This is a genomic window from Asticcacaulis tiandongensis (assembly GCF_006475605.1).
In the GTDB taxonomy this organism is placed as follows: domain Bacteria; phylum Pseudomonadota; class Alphaproteobacteria; order Caulobacterales; family Caulobacteraceae; genus Asticcacaulis; species Asticcacaulis tiandongensis.
Map to the genome: position 1 here is coordinate 243,210 of NZ_SSBC01000010.1, position 19,028 is coordinate 262,237.

Consider the following 19,028-nt stretch of genomic DNA (forward strand, 5'->3'; position numbering starts at 1 on the left):
ATATGACTGACATTCTTATGCCCGCGCTTTCTCCGACCATGGAGGAAGGCACCCTTTCCAAATGGCACATCAAGGCCGGTGATGAAGTCTCCGCTGGTCAGGTCATTGCGGAAATCGAAACCGACAAGGCGACCATGGAAGTCGAGGCTGTTGACGAAGGTGTGGTTGAGGCCATCCTGATCGAAGCCGGTACCGAAGGCGTCAAGGTCAATACCCCGATCGCCCGTTTAGCTGGTGGTGAAAGTGCTTCGCCAGCCCCGACCGCTTCGGAAGGTGCCGCCGGTGGTGCCGATGAGGTCAAGGCCGAGGGCGGCGAAAAGACCTATGCCGATACGACACCAGCAGCGGCTGAAGCGCCTAAGAAAAAAGAACTGCGCGATCCGGAAATCCCCGAAGGCACGCCGACCATCAAGATCACCGTACGTGACGCCCTGCGTGACGCTATGGCCGAAGAGATGCGTCGTGATGAACGCGTCTTCCTGATGGGTGAGGAAGTCGCTCAGTATCAGGGGGCCTATAAGGTGTCCCGCGGTCTGCTGGACGAATTTGGTGATCGTCGCGTTATCGATACGCCGATTACCGAAATGGGCTTTGCCGGTGTCGGTGCCGGTGCGGCCATGGCGGGCCTCAAGCCGATCATCGAGTTCATGACGTTTAACTTCGCCATGCAGGCGATTGACCACATCATCAACTCGTCGGCCAAGACCCTCTATATGTCCGGCGGTCAGATCAAGTCATCCATCGTTTATCGTGGCCCGAACGGTGCCGCGTCGCGCGTGGCGGCCCAGCACTCTCAGGACTATACGGCCTGGTATGCCAATGTTCCCGGCCTGATCGTTCTGTCGCCTTATGATGCGGCGGACGCCAAGGGCCTGCTGAAAGCGGCTATTCGTGATCCGAACCCGGTCGTGTTCCTTGAGCACGAGATGATGTACGGCAACGAGTTCGAAATCCCTGACGTTGAAGATTTCATCCTGCCAATCGGCAAAGCCAAGATCCAGCGCGAAGGCACGGACGTGACTATCGCCACCTATTCGCGCATGGTCGGCTTCGCGTTGAAGGCGGCTGAAAAGCTTGAGGAAGAAGGCATCTCTGCCGAAGTCATCAACCTGCGCACGATCCGTCCGCTCGATACGGAAACCATCATCAACTCGGTTCGCAAGACCAACCGTCTGGTGACCGTAGAAGAGGGCTGGGGTCCGTGTGGCGTCGGGGCCGAGTTGTCGGCACTGGTGACCGAGCAGGCATTTGACGAACTGGATGCCCCGCCCGCGCGCGTGCATCAGGAAGATGTGCCCATGCCTTACGCCGCAAACCTCGAAGCCCTTACGGTGCCTTCGGTTGACAAGATCATCAAGGCCGTCAAGGCCGTGACCTATCGCTAGGACAACAGGGAAGAATTTGAAATGACAGACATTTTAATGCCCGCCCTTAGCCCCACCATGGAGGAGGGGATTCTGGCGAAGTGGCACGTTAAGGTTGGCGATACCGTCAACGCTGGCGATGTGATTGCTGAAATCGAAACCGATAAGGCGACGATGGAAGTTGAAGCCGTCGATGAAGGTGTGGTTGAGGCCATCCTGATCGAAGCCGGTACTGAAGGCGTTAAGGTCAACACGCCTATCGCGCGTCTGGCCGGTGAAGGTGGTTCTGCTGCTCCTGCGCCACAAAAGGCCCCTGAAGCCCCTAAGGCTGAGGCTCCCAAGGCTGAAGCTGCGCCTGCCCCAAAAGCCGAAGCACCAAAGGCCGCACCTGTGGCGGCTTCGTCGGGAGATCGCATCAAGGCCTCGCCTCTGGCCCGCCGTCTGGCCGATATCAACAAGCTTGACCTTAAGGCTGTCAAAGGCTCCGGCCCGCGTGGCCGTATCATCAAGCGTGATATCGACGAAGCGCTTAAGTCAGGCACAGGTAAGGCTGGCGCGGCTTCGGCCTCGACCCCTGCGGCTGAACCGCGCAAGGCCCAAAGCCTTGAGCAACTGGGTATTGCGCCGGGTTCCTATGACCTCGTGCCGCTCGATGGCATGCGTAAGGTGATTGCGCGTCGTCTGACCGACAGCTTCCGTGACATTCCGCACTTCCCGCTGACCGTTGATATTGAACTCGACAACCTGCTGGCAGCCCGCGCGAAAATCAATTCGGCGCTGGAAGCTCAAGGGATCAAGGTCTCGGTCAACGACATCGTCATTAAGGCCGTGGCTCAGGCTCTCAAGCAGGTGCCGGAAGCTAATGCTTCCTTCACGCCTGAAGGTATCGCCCTGCACCACAATGCGGACATCGCTATGGCGGTGGCTATTGATGGGGGGCTGATTACGCCTATCGTGCGTAAGGCTGAAACCAAGTCGCTGTCGCAAATCGCCAAGGAAACCAAAGACCTTGCCGCACGCGCCCGTGACCGTAAGCTGAAGCCCGAAGAATTCCAGGGCGGCACCTTCTCGGTGTCCAACCTCGGTATGTTCGGCATCAAGCAATTTGCCTCGATCATCAACGAACCGCAGGGCTGTATCCTGTCGGTGGGTGCCGGTGAGCAGCGTCCGGTGGTCAGACATGGACAACTGGCCGTGGCAACGGTCATGACCGTGACCCTTACCTGCGATCACCGTGTGGTCGATGGTTCTATCGGTGCGAAATATATTACCGCACTGAAGAGCCTGCTCGAAGACCCCATCAAGTTGCTGGCGTAGGAAAGGACCGAAAACATGTCTTATGATCTGGTTGTTATCGGTTCCGGCCCCGGTGGTTATGAGGGCGCGATCCGCGCCTCTCAGAACGGCCTTAAGGTCGCTATCGTAGAGCGTGAACTTCTGGGCGGTATCTGCCTGAACTGGGGCTGTATCCCCACCAAGGCGCTGCTGAAGTCAGCTGAAGTCTATGATAAGGTCAATCACCTTGGGGACTATGGCCTCAAGGCGGAAAAGGCCGGTTTTGACTTCACAAAGATCGTCGAACGTTCACGTGCGGTTGCCAAGCAACTGAACGGCGGCGTCGGCTATCTGATGAAGAAGAACAAGATCGACGTCATTGAAGGCTTTGCTACGCTTGAAGCCGGTAAGGACGCCCCCAAGGTGCGCGTAAAGCTCAATAAGGGCGGCGAGCAGGTGCTTGAGCCGAAGAACGTCATGCTGGCGGTCGGGGCGCGAGCGCGTGAGATTCCGGCCATTGGCGCGGTGTCTGACGGCGAGCGCATCTGGACCTATCGTAATGCCCTGACGCCGACGGCCCTGCCGAAGACGATGGTGGTCATCGGTTCCGGCGCTATCGGCATCGAATTTGCCAGCTTCTATACGTCGCTGGGTGCTGATGTGACGGTGATCGAAGCCCTTGACCGCATTCTGCCGGTTGAAGATCAGGAAGTCTCGGCTGAGGCCAAAAAAGCCTTTGAAAAGCGTGGCATCAAGTTCCGTACAGGCGCCAAGGTAACCAAGCTTGAGAAGTCGAAAGACAGCGTAACCGTCAATCTTGAGGTCGGTGGCAAATCCGAAGCCCTTAAGGCTGATGTCGCTATTGTTGCGGTTGGTATCGTCGCCAATACCGAAAACCTCGGCCTTGAAAAGCTGGGCGTCGAGCTTGATCGTGGCCACGTGAAAAACGACAGCCACGGTAAGACCAACGTCAAGGGCCTGTTCGCTATCGGTGACTGCGCTGGCCCGCCCTGGTTGGCCCATAAGGCGTCGCACGAAGCCGTTCATGCCGCTGACTATATGGCGGGTAAGAAGCTGTCGAACCTCAATCCACCGATTCCGGGCTGCACCTATGCCACCCCCGAAGTCGCTTCGGTTGGTATCACCGAACAGGCGGCCAAGGAACAGAAGCTCGATGTCAAAATCGGCCGCTTCCCGTTCAAGGCCAACGGCAAGGCGATTGCCGCCGGTGAGCCGGGTGGGTTCGTCAAGGTGATCTTCGATAAGAAAACCGGTGCCCTTCTGGGGGCGCACATGATCGGGGCCAATGTCACCGAAATGGTGCAGGGTTTCTGTCTGGCGATCACTATGGAAGCCACCGAAGAGGACCTGCAAGGGACGATCTTCCCGCATCCGACCATGTCGGAAGCCATTCTTGAGGCGTCACTTGATGCCGACGGAAAGATGATTAACCTGTAAAATGAAAAACCGGCAGAGTGATCTGCCGGTTTTTTTTATGCTTAGGGCATCGTAAGAAACATGTTGGCCGTGATCCTGCCCTTACGCGGATCATCCGACAGATGCGCTGGATCGATCAGGCCGGAGTGCAGCAAATTGGCAGGGTAAATCACGGCACGGTTATAGGCCGCATCCACCTTGGCGATGCAGGTAAACTGATCATCCGAATTATCGAAGTAACGTCGGGGCAGGGCATCGCGCTCGGCCATCTCGTCTGCCAGAGCCGTATTATAGTCGGCTATGTTCTCGCGGGTCATGCGTTCAATGCCGGTGGCCCTGTGGCGATAGAAACCGGTGCCGCCGTATGGAGGCCCTGACAGATAGATCAGCACCGCCAGCATGCGGGGATTGGTCGTATCATAATGCGGGATGGTCTGCGCCAGATGCAGGCGTTCCGGCGGGGTGGATACCAGACCAAAATAGCCGCTTAAACGAATCTGGTTAGTGAGCGGCAGGTCATAGACGTTTTCAATGACGGGCTTCAGGGCGCTGATGACCGACAACACGCTTTCACGGTCGATGACGCCATTATGACCCGGATAGAAGGTGCGGTGTTCGGTGCTATAGGTCGCGGCCTGGCCTTCGGCCTTGAGCGCTTCGGGGTTGATCAGGACATCATCAATGATGGTGACGGGGGATTTGTCCCGTCCGGTCAGGCCGATACGCGGGCGGGCAGCCGTATTGATGTTAAGCCGGAGTGGGTCGTTAGCCATGATCGCCCTGTTTAAGTACCAATGTAGGACAAAGGCTACCAGTGTCGGGTGATGACCGCAAATGTAAAACAGGTTTTGCGCGTTTACCGCTCAGGATTTAGGACGCTTTTTATAGTTTTCCGACCAGCTGATAATGGGTAATACCGGTATGCCCCAAAGAATGCCGGCCAGCCCGTAAAACAGCATGCGGATGACCTGATTATCCGGCAGGGCCTGACCGATGTTTGAAATCAGCGCCACATAGAAAATCAGGAATACAACAATGCCTACGCACGCAATGACGCGACGGACGGGGAGGCTCAGGCCTTTGACAGGGGGGGGCGTGGGTTCGGTCATAGGCGCTTTTTTGTCTTTTCAAGCGCACGTGTCAAATGAAACAGCAGTAACAAGGCCGAACTGCCGATGGCTGAGGTTTGCAGGGTCAGAAAAAAGCGTTCCGGATAGATGGCGATTATGTGAATAAAATAATTCAGTAAAATGGCCCCAAAAATGCCAACAAACATATTGACGATAAAACTGTAGCGGCTTTTGGTCAGGGCGTTGGCAATCCAGCCGATAATGAAACCGGTCATGGCGGCAAGAATCCAGTCCTGAACACCCATTTGTGGAACCTTTTCTGTTTAATCACCGTCCGAACTTGAAAAGCGCGGCCCTCTGTGGGCAAATCGCGCCTGCCGGTTTAATTGCTTATAGAGCCAATCCGGTACAAATAGAACAGGCCGTGTAAAGGCGACGACAATATTTTGTGAGGCGTAATATCCGTGAGACTGCCCTTGAAATCCCCGATCGTAGCGTCATGGCTTTATGTGGTAGCGGCGCTCATTGTGCTGATTGTACTTGTGGGCGGCGCGACGCGTCTGACCGGATCGGGTCTGTCGATCACCGAATGGAAGCCCATTCATGGCGTTATCCCGCCGATGGGGGTTGCGCAATGGACAGAAGAATTTGCCAAGTATCAGCAGATTCCTCAATATAATCAGATAAATGCCAATATGACTTTAGATGAGTTTAAGGGCATTTACTGGTGGGAATGGGCGCACCGGATATTAGGTCGTGTCATCGGTCTGGCGATCATTATTCCGTTTGCGGTCTTCCTGTTTGTAAAAGAAGTTCCGAAACGCCTGATCTGGCGTTGTGGGGCCATTATGCTGCTGATTGGCCTTCAGGGTGCGGTTGGCTGGTGGATGGTCTATTCCGGCTTGTCGGCGCGTGTGGATGTGGCGCCTGAGCGTCTGATGACCCATCTGGGGCTGGCGCTTGTGCTGCTGGTGTTGTGTATCTGGACGGCGCTTGAGGCGTGGGCGGGGCAGTCGCGTGGGCGCGGCGCGTCAGCGAAATGGCAGGTGCCCGCTTATGCGTTGCTAGGGCTGGTGTTTTTTCAGGCCCTGCTTGGCGCGTTAGTGGCCGGTAACGATGCGGGGCTTGTCTATAATGACTGGCCACTGATGAATGGCCGGTTCGCGCCCTATGTCGATTATTCCAAGGGGCTTTGGCTGGTTCTGTTCCACGATCAGGGTATGGTGCAGTTCCTGCACCGCCTGACGGCCTATGGGCTTCTGGTATTTGTGACCATTTTTGCCATTATGGTGGCGCGTAAAAGCCTTGATGGCCGTATCAAGGGGCTGGCGGCGGGACTGGCGGTTCTGTGCTGGGTGCAGGCGGCCCTTGGGGTCGCCGCCCTTGTGACCAATGTACATATCCATACCGGGTTGGCGCATCAGATGGGGGCGGTAATCGTCCTGATCATCGCCACACTGCTGGCCTGGCACATTGCCCGTGCCGAGCGTGTGTTCAGGCAGAGATCGTTTTAAGGAGACTGTAAGATTATGGGGTTTGGGGCCAATGGCCCCATAACCTTATTCTTCCGTCTTGGCCTTTTTAGCAGGTGCCTTCTTAGCGGGGGCCTTTTTAGCCGCTGGCTTCTTGGCGGTTGTCTTCTTCGCCGGAGCCTTTTTCGCAGCCGTTTTCTTCACGCCGCCCTTGGCTTCGATCAGGGCGAGGGCCTGTTCCAGCGTCACGTCCTCAGGTTTGGTGTCCTTGGGGATGGTGGCATTGACCTTGCCGCATTTGACATAGGGACCATAGCGTCCGGCCATGACCTGAATCTTGTCACCGCTTTCGGGGTGGTCGCCCAGTTCCTTTAGCGGGGCCACCGAGGTCGCCTTGCCTTTGGGGTTGGCGCGCTTTTCGGCCAGCAGAACCACGGCGCGGTTAATGCCGACTTCGAAGATATCCTCAAAGCTTTGCAGGTTGGCATAGGTGCCGTCATGGGCGATGAACGGCCCGAACCGTCCATTGGCCGCGGTGATCGGCTTACCGTCTTCGGGATGCAGGCCCACCTCACGCGGCAGGGCCAGCAGTTTCAGGCCGCGTTCAAGATCGATAGAAGGTGCGGGCCATGCCTTGGGGAGTGAGGCGCGCTTGGGCTTATCGTCTTTAGATTCGGCTTCGCCCAGTTGCACATAGGGGCCAAAGCGCCCGATTTTCAGAGCCACGACCTTACCGGTTTCAGGATCGGTGCCCAATTCGCGGTCGCCGGACGCGGCGGCATCATCTGAAGCGTTTTCGGGATTGCCCACGGGGCGCGTGAATTTGCATTCCGGATAGTTGGAGCAACCGACAAAGGCCCCGAAACGGCTGGTCTTGAGGCTCAGGAGGCCATTGGAACAGGATGGGCAGGCGCGCGGATTGGATCCGTCACCCTTGTCGGGGAAGATATGTGGCCCGAGAGCCTCGTTCAGTTTGTCGAGCACTTCGGAGACACGGAATTCGGCAATCTCACCGGTCTTGGCGTGGAACTCCTGCCAGAATTCACGCAGCAGGGCCTTCCAGTTGAGTTCCCCCGCTGATACCAGATCCAGCTTTTCTTCAAGGCTGGCCGTGAAATCATACTGAACGTAGCGATTGAAGAACTCATCGAGGAAGGCGGTTACCAGCCGTCCCTTGTCCTCAGGGATGAAGCGGTTCTTATCCATGCGCACATAGTCGCGGTCACGCAGAACCGTCAGGGTCGAGGCATAGGTCGAAGGTCGCCCGATACCCAGCTCTTCCATGCGCTTAACGAGTGAGGCTTCGGAATAACGCGGGGGGGGCTCTGTGAAATGCTGGACCGGTTTGATGTCATGGACATCGACCAGAGTCCCGTTGCGAAGCTGCGGCAGACGGCCGCCATCCTCGTCGGTTTCGTCGTCCTTGCCTTCTTCGTACAGCGCCAGATAACCGTCGAAGGTAATGACCTGACCGGTGGCCCGGAGGCCTGTCTGCTTGTCCTGATTCAGGAGTTCGATGACCGTGCGTTCAACGCGGGCGGCCTCCATCTGCGAGGCCATGGTGCGCTTCCAGATCAACTCATAAAGCCGTGCCTGATCGCCCTCAAGCCTTAAGGTTTCCGGGCGACGATGCAGAGACGTCGGGCGGATGGCCTCGTGGGCTTCCTGCGCATTCTTGGCCTTGATCTTGTAGAGACGTGGCTCGGACGGCACATAGGCAGCACCGAAGCGATCACCGATGACCTTACGCGTTTCATTGATCGCCGCAGGCTCGATATAGACGCCATCCGTACGCATATAGGTAATCAGGCCGGTCGTTTCACCGCCGATATCGACGCCTTCGTACAGTTTCTGGGCCGTCTGCATGGTGCGGGAGGCGTTGAAACCGAGCTTACGTGACGCTTCCTGTTGCAGGGTCGAGGTCGTAAAGGGCGGGGGCGGGGTGCGCTTGCCGGGTTTTTGCTCAACCGATTCAACGGCGAATTTCGACAGGGCAATGGCCTTGCGTGCGCCTTCGGCCAGGTCGGCGGTGTTCAGGTCGAACTTAGAGAGCTTTTTGCCGTTAAGAGTGACCAGACGCGCCGTAAAGGGCGGGGAATTGGCCGATACCTCGGCGTCCACGGTCCAGTATTCTTCGGATTTGAACTTCTCGATCTCGATTTCGCGGTCAACGATGATTTTCAGCGCCACCGACTGAACACGGCCTGCCGAACGCGCCCCGGGGAGCTTGCGCCACAGAACCGGCGACAGGGTAAAGCCCACCAGATAGTCAAGCGCCCGACGTGCCAGATAGGCCTCGACCAGTTCCATATCGATCTGGCGCGGGGCGGCCATGGCTTCCTGAACCGCTGATTGGGTAATGGCGTTAAAGGTAACGCGCTCAACCGACTTTTCTTTTAGAACCTTTTTTTTGTTAAGCACCTCAAGGACGTGCCAGGAAATCGCTTCCCCTTCGCGGTCGGGGTCGGTCGCCAGAATAATGCGGTCGGATTTCTTAGCCGCGTCGGCAATCTCATTGAGACGCTTGGTGGCCTTTGGGTCGGCCTCCCAGATCATGGCAAAGTCATCGTCAGGCTTTACGGACCCGTCCTTGGACGGCAGGTCACGTACGTGGCCGTAAGAGGCCAGAACCGTAAAGTCCTTACCCAGATATTTGTTGATGGTTTTGGCCTTGGCCGGGCTTTCGACGATGACGAGGTTCATGAAATCACTAATAGGGGCGAATAAAAGAAGTTCAATCGGTTTTAAGACATATCAGCGGTAAAATCGCCAGACAGGCGCATGGCTATATGGGATCAGTCATGGCGCGGGCACTAAATTCTGTCAACTCGCCCACTGCAAGAGTTTTGCAATTTAAGATTGATTTATTTGTAATTCGTCTTTAAGTTGATATCTGGTTTCTTTATTAAGGGTTGCACGCTGGAGGTGAGTATGGCGACTAAGGATAATACGGCGGTGCCTTCTGAGCCGAAACTGGTACATGATTATATATCCGACATGGCAACGCAACTGGCAGAACTGGCGGCGGTGGCTGGAAATCAGGACCTCTCTCAGCAATTAAAGCAGGCAGCCAAATTTGCCTCGCAGCCGCAGAGCGATAACTAGAGTAAATTTCGATCCTATTGGATCGCTAATTTTGCTCTAGTTTTTTAGTGGTCGCTCTTTCCATCAAGTGAGTCCACTTGATGGGAAAACGCTCTAGACGCGTACATAGTGGCCGTTGCCGGTATGTGTAATGACACCGGCAATTTCCAGTTCCCCAAGGGCGGCAAAGCCTGCATGGGCCGGCGCCTGAGCCAGACGAAGAAGTTCGTCACGTGAGGTGGGGGTCAGGCTGATCAGGTGGAAAAGCCGGTCGCGCAGACTGTCGATAGTGGTTTCAAGCGTCTCATTGCTGGCATGATTCAGGGTGTCTGCCGCCCAGTTCTGTGACAGGCGATAATTGTGCAGTGGCTCATCAAAGCCACTCTGGGCCTCAAGCGTCTCAAGCACATCTGAGGCCGTTTCACACAGAGTGGCCCCTTCGCGCAACAGGCCATTGGTGCCGCGACAGCGCGGATCAAGCGGGGAGCCGGGGACGGCAAACACATTGCGCCCCTGTTCGCCGGCCAGACGGGCGGTAATCAGTGAACCGGAGCGTAGTTCCGCTTCGACGACAATGACGCCGAGTGACAGGCCGCTGATCAGGCGATTACGGCGGGGAAAATCACCGGCACGTGCCCGATAGCCCATGGGACTTTCGGACACGAGGGCGCCATAGGCTCTGACCGAATGATAAAGATCGGTGTTTTCCGGTGGGTAGATATCATCAATGCCACCGCCCAGAACGGCAACCGTGCCGGTTTTCAGACTGGCCTGATGAGCTTGTGTGTCTATGCCACGCGCAAGGCCTGAGACAATGAGATAACCGGCTTCGCCCAGTTGGGCCGCCAGTTGATGGGCGATTTTCTGACCGGCGGCAGAGGCATTACGTGCGCCGACAATGGCCACAGCCCGCGCAGGGAAAGCGGTGTGTTCGCCCAATATCCATAAGACCGGCGGGGCGGCGGAAATCTGCGCCAGAAGTTTCGGGTAGGCCGTATCGCCGAGAACCACAAGCCGTGCGCCTGAGGCTTCACCGCGGGCGATTTCGGCTTCGACCTGTTCGGGTTTGGCGGGTTGAATGGCACCGCCCGCGCGTCTGGCAATGGAGGGCAGGGCCTCAATGACCTTAAGGGCGCTACCGAAACGACGAATAAGCTGCTGGAAATGAACGGGGCCAATACGCGGTGTGCGCGACAATTGCAGGCGGGCAAAGCGTTCTGCGTCCGTTGTACAGGCGGGAAAGCCTGTCTGTGGGAAATCCTCATCAAACAGGCTCATGGGCGTCAGCTCTCTGCTTTTTTCTTTTGGCCGATCTTAGGTTCTTCGCCCTTAAGCAGTCGGCGGATATTTTCATTATGACGACGATAGATCAGTACCGACATGAATATGGCCATGACGAGAAACGGATAGGGCTGATCAAACAAAAGGCCCAGCGGCGCAATCAGGGCGGCAGCCACAAGCGCACTTAAGGAACTGATGCGGAAGATAAAGGCCGTCAAAAGCCATGTCACAGACGCAATCAGCCCCAGCGGCCAGGCCGCGGCAAACAGGGTGCCGATGAAGGTCGCAACCCCTTTGCCGCCTTTGAATTTAAGCCAGACGGGGTACAGATGGCCGAGAAATGCTCCGCCACCGGCCAGCGCCATTCCTGCCTGACGTGTGGGCTGATCAAGACCTAGTAACAGGAACCAGGCCAGACCGACAGCGGCGGCCCCCTTGCCTGTGTCACCTAAAAAGGTGATCAGCGCCAGATCCTTACGTCCGGTTCTTAAGACATTGGTCGCGCCAATATTACCCGAACCGATGTCGCGGATATTGATGCCTGCCATGCGGGTGGTCAGGACACCAAACGGGATGGAGCCCAGAAAATAGCCACCAAATGCGGACAGGGCAAAGATCGACCATGCGGGCAGATCGGTCATAAAAGGCGTTCCTGATATCAGTTATTTTGGTAGACGATTCGGCCATCCACCAGTGTCAGTTCCACCTTGCCTTGCAATGTGCGGTTTTCAAAGGGGGAGTTTTTCGATTTTGACAGGATGTCTTTTTCGCGCAACGAAAACGGCGCATCGATATCCACCAGCACCAGATCAGCCGGTGCCCCGACGCTCAACCGTCCAGCCGCAAGGCCAATGAGATTCGCCGGATTGGACGTCACGGTGCGCAGCAGATCGATCAGCGGAATGTTCCGGTCATGGTGCAGGCCGATCAGCGCAGGCAGCAGGGTTTGCAGGCCGATGGCACCGGCGGTGGCTTCGGAGAACGGCAGGCGCTTGTCTTCGGCTGGGGCGGGCGAATGGTTGGACACCACGACATCTATTACGCCGTCAGCCAGAGCATCGGTAAGCGCCAGACGGTCATTTTCCGAACGCAGGGGCGGATCAAGACGGTAGAAGGTGCGATAATCCCCGATGTCATATTCATTGAACACCAGATGGTTGATTGAGGCCGAGGCAAAGACCTCAAGGCCACGGGCGCGAGCGCGTTTAATGGCCGAAACGCTCTCATGCGTGGTGATCTGATCGACGAGCAATCTTGCGCCGGTTAGTTCCACCAGCGCCAGATCACGCTCAAGGGCGATACGTTCCGCCAGTGCTGAAACGCCGCTCAGTCCCATGCGTGAGGCCATTTCGCCCGAGGTCGCGACAGCGCCTTCGGACAACCATGGCTCCTTGGGGCGGTGAGCCACAAGGGCGTTGAATCCGTTGGCGTAGGACAATACACGCTGCAAGGTCTTTGAATTGACGATGGGGTGTTCGACATCGGTAAAATAGACGGCACCGGCATCGTGCATCAGGCCGATCTCGGCCATTTTCTTACCGTTGTGGCCTTTGGTGGCAGCGCCTGCGGGATAGACGTGCACCAGTTCGATATCACGCGCGCGGCGCAGGATGAAATCAACCATCGCCGGTTCATCGATCACCGGATCGGTGTCGGGCTGCACGACCATTGAGGTCACACCACCGGCGGCGGCGGCAAGGCTGGCAGATTTGAGGGTTTCCTTAGGTTCGGCACCGGGTTCGCCGGTCTTGACGCGCAGGTCGATCAGGCCGGGGGCCAGCACATGGCCGTCACAGTCAATGACCTTAAGGTCCGAGGAGCCTGACGGCAGGTGCGCGGAATGGATGACCTGAGTAATGACGCCATCCGCCACAATCAGGCTTCCGGGGCCGTCATAGTTGCTTTCGGGGTCGATCAGGCGGGCATTGACCAGCGCGATAGGTTGGGTTTGTTTGAGCATGATCTTCAGGCCTCCAGACGTGCAGCAAGGGATGCCAGAACGGCCATACGGGCAGCGACGCCCATCTCGACCTGATCCTGAATGAGTGACACACTCAGATCGTCGGCGATTTCTGAATCAATTTCGACGCCACGATTCATCGGGCCGGGGTGCATAACCCGCACATTTGGCGAAGCCACACTTAGCTTTTCACGATCAAGCCCATAGAAGCGGAAATATTCGCGTGCCGAAGGGATAAAGGCCCCGTCCATGCGCTCAAGCTGAAGACGCAGCATCATCACCACATCGACACCGGCAATGCCTTCGCGCATGTCGTGATAGACCTCAACGCCCCACTGATCGGCATCTGACGGGATCAGTGTCGGCGGGCCGACTAGGCGCACATTGGCCCCCATGGCATTCAGCAATATGACGTTCGAGCGCGCAACACGACTATGGCCGACATCGCCGCAGATGGCCACCGTCAGGCTATCGACATGGCCAAAGGCGCGGCGGATCGACAGCATGTCCAGAAGCGCCTGAGTCGGGTGCTGGTGCTGACCGTCACCGGCATTGACCACGCTGCAGCCGACCTTCTGCGCCAGAAGTTCTGCGGCACCGGACGCTGAGTGACGTACCACCAGCAGGTCGGGCTTCATGGCATTCAGCGTTACCGCTGTGTCGATTAGGGTTTCGCCTTTGGCCACGGAGGATGTGCGCGGGTTCATATTGACCGTATCGGCCCCCAGACGCTTCCCCGCCAGTTCAAACGACGACATGGTACGCGTCGAGTTCTCAAAGAACAGATTGACCTGTGTGCGCCCCTTGAGGATATCGAGTTTCTTGGTCGTCTGACGGTTCAGATCGACAAAGGCGTCGGCCAGATCAAGCAGCGCCAGAATGTCAGGCGGATCAAGATCCTGAGAGGCGAGAAAATGACGTTTGGGAAAAGCGAACAGACGCGATTCAATAAGGTCGCGTAAGGCTTGCGGGTCGGTGAGGGCGCGTGTGGTCATAAAAGCTTGCTATAACCGACACATTAGCCAAAGGGAATAGGCCGCGATCCGAAAATCAGCGGCCCATAGCTTATGCGGCTCAGGCTTCGTTTTTCAGTGACGCCATATCAATCACGAACCGATAGCGGACGTCGGATTTGATGACCCGCTCATAGGCTTCGTTGATGTCCTGAATATTGATCAGTTCAATATCCGAGACGATGTTGTGCTTACCGCAGAAATCGAGCATCTCCTGCGTTTCCTTGATCGAGCCGATATTGGAGCCGGCAAGGCTGCGACGGCCAAGGATCAGCGGGAAGGCATGCAGCGGCACAGGCGCGTCAGGAATCCCCACCAGAACCATGGTGCCGTCTACTTTGAGGAGGCCCAGATAAGCGCCCCAATCGATAGGGGCGGCGACGGTGTTGATGATCAGGTCGAAAGTGCTGGCCAGAGTTTTGAAGGTTTGCGCGTCGGTGGTGTCGTGATAATGATCGGCCCCGAGACGTGAGGCATCCGCCTGTTTGGCTGTGCCGCGACTGAGCACGGTAACTTCAGCCCCTAGCGCATGGGCGATCTTGACGCCCATATGGCCCAAACCCCCAAGGCCGATAATGGCGACCTTTTTACCCGGTCCGGCTTGCCAATGCTTGAGCGGCGAATAGAGGGTGATCCCTGCGCAGAGAAGGGGGGCGGCGGCATCCAGAGGCAGGTTATCCGGCACCGAGAGGACATAGCCTTCCTTGACGACAATATGATCCGAATAGCCGCCCTGCGTTGGCTGACCATCGCGGTCAAGGCTGTTGTAGGTCAGAACAAGTTCCGGGAAATTATACTGTTCCTTGTCGACGTCGCGGGTCTGGCAATGGATGCAGGAATCGACGAAGCAGCCGACGCCAACGGTGTCTCCTTCCTTGAATTTCGTGACCTTGGCGCCGACCTTTGCGACGCGACCGACGATTTCATGTCCGGGGACCATTGGGAAGATGGCTTCGCCCCATTCTTCGCGCGCCTGATGGATATCAGAGTGGCAGATGCCGCTAAACAGGATGTCGATGACGACATCATCGTCATTAGGTTCACGACGTTCAAAGGTGAAGGGCTTAAGTGGTTCTTTGGGGGCGTGGGCGGCATAGGCTTTGGCGAGGGACATGGCTTGCTCCGTGAGGTGGTTCGCCCTTAATATGGGGTGATATAGCCTGCGCCCTAGGATACCAGATAAAATACCCACAGTAAAAGCGGCATGGTGACAGCCGAGGCGGTGGTGGTGATGGCGACGACGCCCGCCATAAAGGTGGCATCCCCGCCCATATGCCGCGCCAGAACATAGGCGGCTGCGGCGGACGGCGCGGCACCGATCATCATGGCAACGCCCTGCGCCAGTTGATCGCCTCCCAGCAGATAACAAAGCCCCCATGCGATCAAGGGCATGATCAGTATCTTATAGACCGATACGGCGCTGACCAGCCAGGGTCTTGCGGCGACATAGGCGAAGCTCAGGCCCGCGCCCGCCAGTATCAGGCCGGTAGGGATGGCCGCTTCGCCAAGGCTTTGCAGAAAGGCGTCAAAGACCGGAGTGGGCGGTACTTTCAGGAAATTGAGCGCCAGCCCCAGCATACAGGCGGCAAAGATCGGATTTCTGATCACCACCCATAAAAGGCTTATGAGGCTGCCGTCATGAGTTTTGCCCCCCACCGGCTCCCCCCATTTCGCCAGAACCACAATGGCGATGAAGTTAGTGGTTGGGATAAGAACGCTTAAGCCTACCGCCGCCATGTTCATGACGCCTTCGCCAAAAAGCGTGGTAGCCACAGGGATGAAAACAAAGGTGTTGAAACGGATCAGGCCCTGAAACACGCTCGTATAGGTCGGGCCGGTGACCTTGAGGACGGGGCGCAGGCTGATGGCCAGAAGCGCTGAAATCAGCGCGGCCCCCAGAACCGACAGGCCGACCGCTCCGGCGGATGCCCCGCTCAGGTTGGCGTGCCAGATGGCGGGAACCAGAAAGCCCGGATAGAGGACATAGACGGCAAATTTCTCAATTGGCCCCCAGACATTGAGCGGCAGGAAGCCTGATTTTTTGAGGATATAGCCCAGCGCAATTAGCATGAAGACGGGGGCTATGCCGGTGAGCGTGCTCCAGAAGCCCATCAGTCGTAGCTGCGCATCCGATCCAGTGCGCCCTGTAAGATATAGGCCGCTGCCGAGCGGTCGATGACCTCGGCCCGTTTGGCGCGGGTCAGGTCGGCTTCTTCGATCAGAAAGCGGTTCATGACGCTTGAGGACCAGCGTTCGTCCCAGAAGGCAATCGGCACATCGCGCAGGCGCAGAATGTTGCGGGCAAAGGCCCTTACCGACTGACAGCGCGGGCCTTCGGTGCCGTCCATATTGACCGGCAGACCGATCAGCAGGCCCGAGGCTTCGCGCTTCGCCATCAGGGCAAACAGGCGCTCGGCCTCATGGGTGAACTTGGTCTTTTTAATCAGTTCCAGCGGCGTGGCAATTATCAGGGAAATGTCGGACACGGCAACGCCGATGGTCTTTTCTCCCAGATCAAGCCCCAGCAAACCCGTGCGCGGGGTGAGGGCGGATTTCAGTTCGGTGATATCGACAACGGCCATGATACAGATCAAAAGAGAAAAGGGTTTTTGGGGCTTACCCCTTGTCAAAGCGGCTGTCAAAAGCTAACCGAGAACCATAGATTTTAAGGAGCCTTATCTCATGGCCATTGATGTGGCGACGGTGAAGAAAGTAGCCAGCCTGTCGCGTCTGCGCGAAGCGGATGAGCGGCTGGAAAGCCTTGCGGGGGAACTGAACGGTATTCTCGGCTGGATTGAACAGCTCAATGAGGTCGATGTGTCCGACGCTCAGCCCATGACCTCGGCAGTTGAGGTCGCGGCCCCTCTGCGTAATGACGTGGTTTCCGATGGCAATAAGGTCGCTGATGTCGTCTCCAATGCGCCCAAAACCGTAGATGGCTTCTTTGTTGTGCCTAAGGTGGTTGAGTAATGTCCGATCTGACCAAACTGACGCTTAAGGCCGCTGTTGATGGCCTGAAAAGCAAGCAATTTTCCTCGGGCGAACTGACCGAAGCCTTTATTGGCGCGATCGAAGCGGGCAACCCCAAGATCAATGCCTATGTGCTGACGACCTTTGACAAGGCGCGTGAACAGGCGGCAGACTCTGATAAGCGTATCGCTTCGGGTGAGGCCCGCGCGCTTGAAGGCGCACCTTTGGGCATCAAGGATCTCTATGCCACCAAGGGTGTGCGCACGACCGCCTGTTCCAAAATCCTCGGCAACTTCATCCCGCCTTACGAATCAACCGTCACGCAGAACCTGTGGGATCAGGGCGCAGTTATGTTGGGCAAGCTCAACATGGACGAGTTCGCCATGGGCTCATCGAACGAAACCTCTTACTGGGGGGCGGTGGTCAATCCGTGGAAGGCCAGTGGTTCGGATGCTGAACTGACCCCCGGTGGCTCTTCGGGCGGGTCTGCAGCAGCGGTAGCCGCTGATTTCTGTCTGGCGGCGACCGCTTCGGATACCGGTGGGTCAATCCGTCAACCGGCGGCCTTTACCGGCACGGTGGGCATCAAGCCAACCTACGGCCGTGCCTCACGCTTCGGCATGGTGGCGTTTGCGTCCTCGCTCGATCAGGCGGGGCCGATCACCAAGACGGTTGAGGATTCCGCGATCCTGCTGCAATCCATGTGCAGCCACGATCCTAAGGATTCCACCAGCCTGAACATTGAACTGCCGGACTTTGCCTCGTTTGTTGGTAAATCCGTCAAGGGCCTGCGCATTGGTATTCCTGACGAATATCGTCTGGATGGTATTCCGGCGGAAATCGATGCCCTGTGGGAGCAGGGGATCAAATGGCTTCAGGATGCCGGTGCCGAGATCGTCAAAATCTCGCTGCCGCACACCAAATATGCCCTGCCGACCTATTATATTGTGGCCCCCGCTGAGGCCTCGTCGAACCTTGCCCGTTATGACGGCATGCGTTTCGGTCATCGTGCCGAAGACGTTACGGGCCTGACCGATACCTATGAGCTGTCGCGCTCGGAAGGCTTCGGCAAGGAAGTGAAGCGCCGCATCATGATCGGCACCTATGTGCTGTCGGCGGGTTTCTATGATGCCTATTACGTCAAGGCCCTTAAGGTGCGTCGCCGCATTGCCGAAGATTTCACCAATGCTTTCAACGCTTGCGATGTCATTCTGACGCCTGCGACACCGTCATCGGCCTTCGCACTGGGGGATACGGCCAAGGCGGCCGATCCGGTACAGATGTATCTGAACGATGTGTTCACGGTTACAACCAATCTGGCTGGATTGCCGGGCATGTCAGTACCTGCGGGGCTTGATTCCAAAGGTTTGCCGCTTGGCCTTCAGGTCATTGGTAAGGCGCTGGACGAAGGTACCGTCCTGTCCATCGCTTCTGTGCTGGAACAGGCGGCAGGTTTCACGCAAAAACCGTCGAAGTGGTGGTAGGTTGTTTGTGATTTCTCCCTCGTGCTGTGCGGAAGGGGGGATGTGAGCAAGGTGACGAGAGGGTTTCTTAGGGGCAACCCAAAGAAAGTACCCCTCCGACGGCTTCGCCGCCACCTCCCCATCGTTACACGATAGGGAGGAGGGGCTGTGATCACCTGAGCCATAATACCGCCTCAGGAGAATGTCTTTAGTTTTCGGCGTGAAGTGCGTAAACTGAGGCTTCCTCTGGTAAGGTGACATATGCTGGTAAGTGTTCAGGACATGATCGGATGGGGGCTTCTGGTTCTGCCCCTGATTGTGCTTGCGTGGGCGGGTAGCGTCTATATCGAGACGACGCTTGAGCGCAGACGCCACGAACGCTACCAGCGGTTTTACCAGATCATGCGTGACCTGAGCCGTGAAGACGCCAGTCAGGCCGATAAGATGGCGGCGGCCTATGAACTGCGTCACTATCGTGAATATCGCGATGTCATTGCGCGTATTTTTGATGACGGCAAGCTTCGTCCCGAAGACGAAGGCCTGATTGCCGATCAGCTTAAGGACTCGGCCCGCGCCGTCGGTTTGCGGCCTGACAAAAAAGCTTCATCGCGCCATAAGTGATCACAGATAGACCTTTGG

General features: G+C 57.0%; 19 protein-coding genes. 8 read left to right on the forward strand and 11 right to left on the reverse strand.

What is annotated here, in order from left to right; all coding sequences use genetic code 11:
- Positions 1-2 precede the first annotated feature (2 nt).
- The 3 genes from E5201_RS05140 to lpdA are packed head-to-tail and all read left to right on the forward strand — an operon-like array spanning position 3 to position 4,097.
- Positions 3-1,385, forward strand: a complete 1,383-nt coding sequence (locus tag E5201_RS05140; protein WP_140984932.1) for a pyruvate dehydrogenase complex E1 component subunit beta — start codon at positions 3-5, stop codon at positions 1,383-1,385.
- A 21-nt stretch (positions 1,386-1,406) separates the two neighbouring features.
- On the forward strand, positions 1,407-2,681 hold the full coding sequence (locus tag E5201_RS05145; RefSeq protein WP_140984933.1) for a pyruvate dehydrogenase complex dihydrolipoamide acetyltransferase: 1,275 nt from the start codon (positions 1,407-1,409) through the stop codon (positions 2,679-2,681).
- A gap of 15 nt (positions 2,682-2,696) precedes the next feature.
- Positions 2,697-4,097, forward strand: a complete 1,401-nt coding sequence (gene lpdA, locus E5201_RS05150; RefSeq protein WP_140984934.1) for a dihydrolipoyl dehydrogenase — start codon at positions 2,697-2,699, stop codon at positions 4,095-4,097.
- Between the two features lie 41 nt (positions 4,098-4,138).
- Here lpdA and E5201_RS05155 read toward each other — a convergent pair whose 3' ends face one another.
- The 3 genes from E5201_RS05155 to E5201_RS05165 all read right to left on the reverse strand — a co-directional run bounded on the left by E5201_RS05155 (position 4,139) and on the right by E5201_RS05165 (position 5,451).
- Positions 4,139-4,849: a DUF6445 family protein gene (locus E5201_RS05155; RefSeq protein WP_140984935.1), complete on the reverse strand. Its 711-nt coding sequence runs from the start codon at positions 4,847-4,849 to the stop codon at positions 4,139-4,141.
- Positions 4,850-4,939: 90 nt separating this feature from the next.
- A complete protein-coding gene (locus E5201_RS05160; protein WP_140984936.1) occupies positions 4,940-5,185 on the reverse strand; it encodes a DUF2842 domain-containing protein in 246 nt (81 codons plus the stop codon).
- A complete protein-coding gene (locus E5201_RS05165) occupies positions 5,182-5,451 on the reverse strand; it encodes a GlsB/YeaQ/YmgE family stress response membrane protein (protein ID WP_140984937.1) in 270 nt (89 codons plus the stop codon). The genes E5201_RS05160 and E5201_RS05165 overlap by 4 nt, the downstream gene beginning before the upstream one ends.
- Before the next feature lie 159 nt (positions 5,452-5,610).
- Here E5201_RS05165 and E5201_RS05170 point away from each other — a divergent pair, with 159 nt between their 5' ends.
- The gene (locus E5201_RS05170; RefSeq protein ID WP_140984938.1) at positions 5,611-6,660 is read left to right on the forward strand and encodes a COX15/CtaA family protein; all 1,050 of its coding nucleotides are present in this window, start codon (positions 5,611-5,613) and stop codon (positions 6,658-6,660) included.
- A 45-nt stretch (positions 6,661-6,705) separates the two neighbouring features.
- Here the strand turns inward: E5201_RS05170 and topA are convergent, their stop codons facing one another.
- Entirely contained in the window at positions 6,706-9,321 is a 2,616-nt protein-coding gene (gene topA / locus E5201_RS05175) for a type I DNA topoisomerase (protein ID WP_140984939.1), read from the reverse strand.
- A 228-nt stretch (positions 9,322-9,549) separates the two neighbouring features.
- On the opposite strand from topA, the gene E5201_RS14765 reads away from it, so the two are divergent.
- Entirely contained in the window at positions 9,550-9,723 is a 174-nt protein-coding gene (locus tag E5201_RS14765; RefSeq protein WP_181404547.1) for a hypothetical protein, read from the forward strand.
- A 93-nt stretch (positions 9,724-9,816) separates the two neighbouring features.
- On the opposite strand, the gene dprA is transcribed toward E5201_RS14765, so the two are convergent.
- The 7 genes from dprA to ruvX form a co-directional block, all read right to left on the reverse strand.
- Positions 9,817-10,980, reverse strand: a complete 1,164-nt coding sequence (gene dprA / locus E5201_RS05180) for a DNA-processing protein DprA (protein WP_140984940.1) — start codon at positions 10,978-10,980, stop codon at positions 9,817-9,819.
- A gap of 5 nt (positions 10,981-10,985) precedes the next feature.
- Complete coding sequence (plsY, locus tag E5201_RS05185; protein ID WP_140984941.1) at positions 10,986-11,624, reverse strand: glycerol-3-phosphate 1-O-acyltransferase PlsY; 639 nt, start codon at positions 11,622-11,624, stop codon at positions 10,986-10,988.
- A gap of 17 nt (positions 11,625-11,641) precedes the next feature.
- Positions 11,642-12,943: a dihydroorotase gene (pyrC, locus tag E5201_RS05190; protein WP_140984942.1), complete on the reverse strand. Its 1,302-nt coding sequence runs from the start codon at positions 12,941-12,943 to the stop codon at positions 11,642-11,644.
- A gap of 5 nt (positions 12,944-12,948) precedes the next feature.
- The gene (locus E5201_RS05195; protein WP_140984943.1) at positions 12,949-13,938 is read right to left on the reverse strand and encodes an aspartate carbamoyltransferase catalytic subunit; all 990 of its coding nucleotides are present in this window, start codon (positions 13,936-13,938) and stop codon (positions 12,949-12,951) included.
- Between the two features lie 79 nt (positions 13,939-14,017).
- Positions 14,018-15,070, reverse strand: a complete 1,053-nt coding sequence (locus E5201_RS05200) for an NAD(P)-dependent alcohol dehydrogenase (RefSeq protein WP_140984944.1) — start codon at positions 15,068-15,070, stop codon at positions 14,018-14,020.
- 53 nt (positions 15,071-15,123) lie between these two features.
- The gene (locus E5201_RS05205) at positions 15,124-16,068 is read right to left on the reverse strand and encodes an AEC family transporter (protein WP_140984945.1); all 945 of its coding nucleotides are present in this window, start codon (positions 16,066-16,068) and stop codon (positions 15,124-15,126) included.
- The gene (gene ruvX, locus E5201_RS05210; RefSeq protein ID WP_140984946.1) at positions 16,068-16,538 is read right to left on the reverse strand and encodes a Holliday junction resolvase RuvX; all 471 of its coding nucleotides are present in this window, start codon (positions 16,536-16,538) and stop codon (positions 16,068-16,070) included. The genes E5201_RS05205 and ruvX overlap by 1 nt, the downstream gene beginning before the upstream one ends.
- 100 nt (positions 16,539-16,638) lie before the next feature.
- Between ruvX and gatC the strand changes: the two genes are divergently transcribed.
- The 3 genes from gatC (at position 16,639) to E5201_RS05225 (ending at position 19,010) form a co-directional block, all read left to right on the forward strand.
- Positions 16,639-16,926 (forward strand): Asp-tRNA(Asn)/Glu-tRNA(Gln) amidotransferase subunit GatC, encoded by a 288-nt coding sequence (gatC, locus tag E5201_RS05215; protein WP_140984947.1) that lies wholly within the window; start codon positions 16,639-16,641, stop codon positions 16,924-16,926.
- Complete coding sequence (gatA, locus tag E5201_RS05220) at positions 16,926-18,410, forward strand: Asp-tRNA(Asn)/Glu-tRNA(Gln) amidotransferase subunit GatA (RefSeq protein ID WP_140984948.1); 1,485 nt, start codon at positions 16,926-16,928, stop codon at positions 18,408-18,410. The genes gatC and gatA overlap by 1 nt, the downstream gene beginning before the upstream one ends.
- 240 nt (positions 18,411-18,650) lie before the next feature.
- Positions 18,651-19,010, forward strand: a complete 360-nt coding sequence (locus tag E5201_RS05225; RefSeq protein ID WP_140984949.1) for a hypothetical protein — start codon at positions 18,651-18,653, stop codon at positions 19,008-19,010.
- The last annotated feature ends 18 nt before the right edge of the window (positions 19,011-19,028 follow it).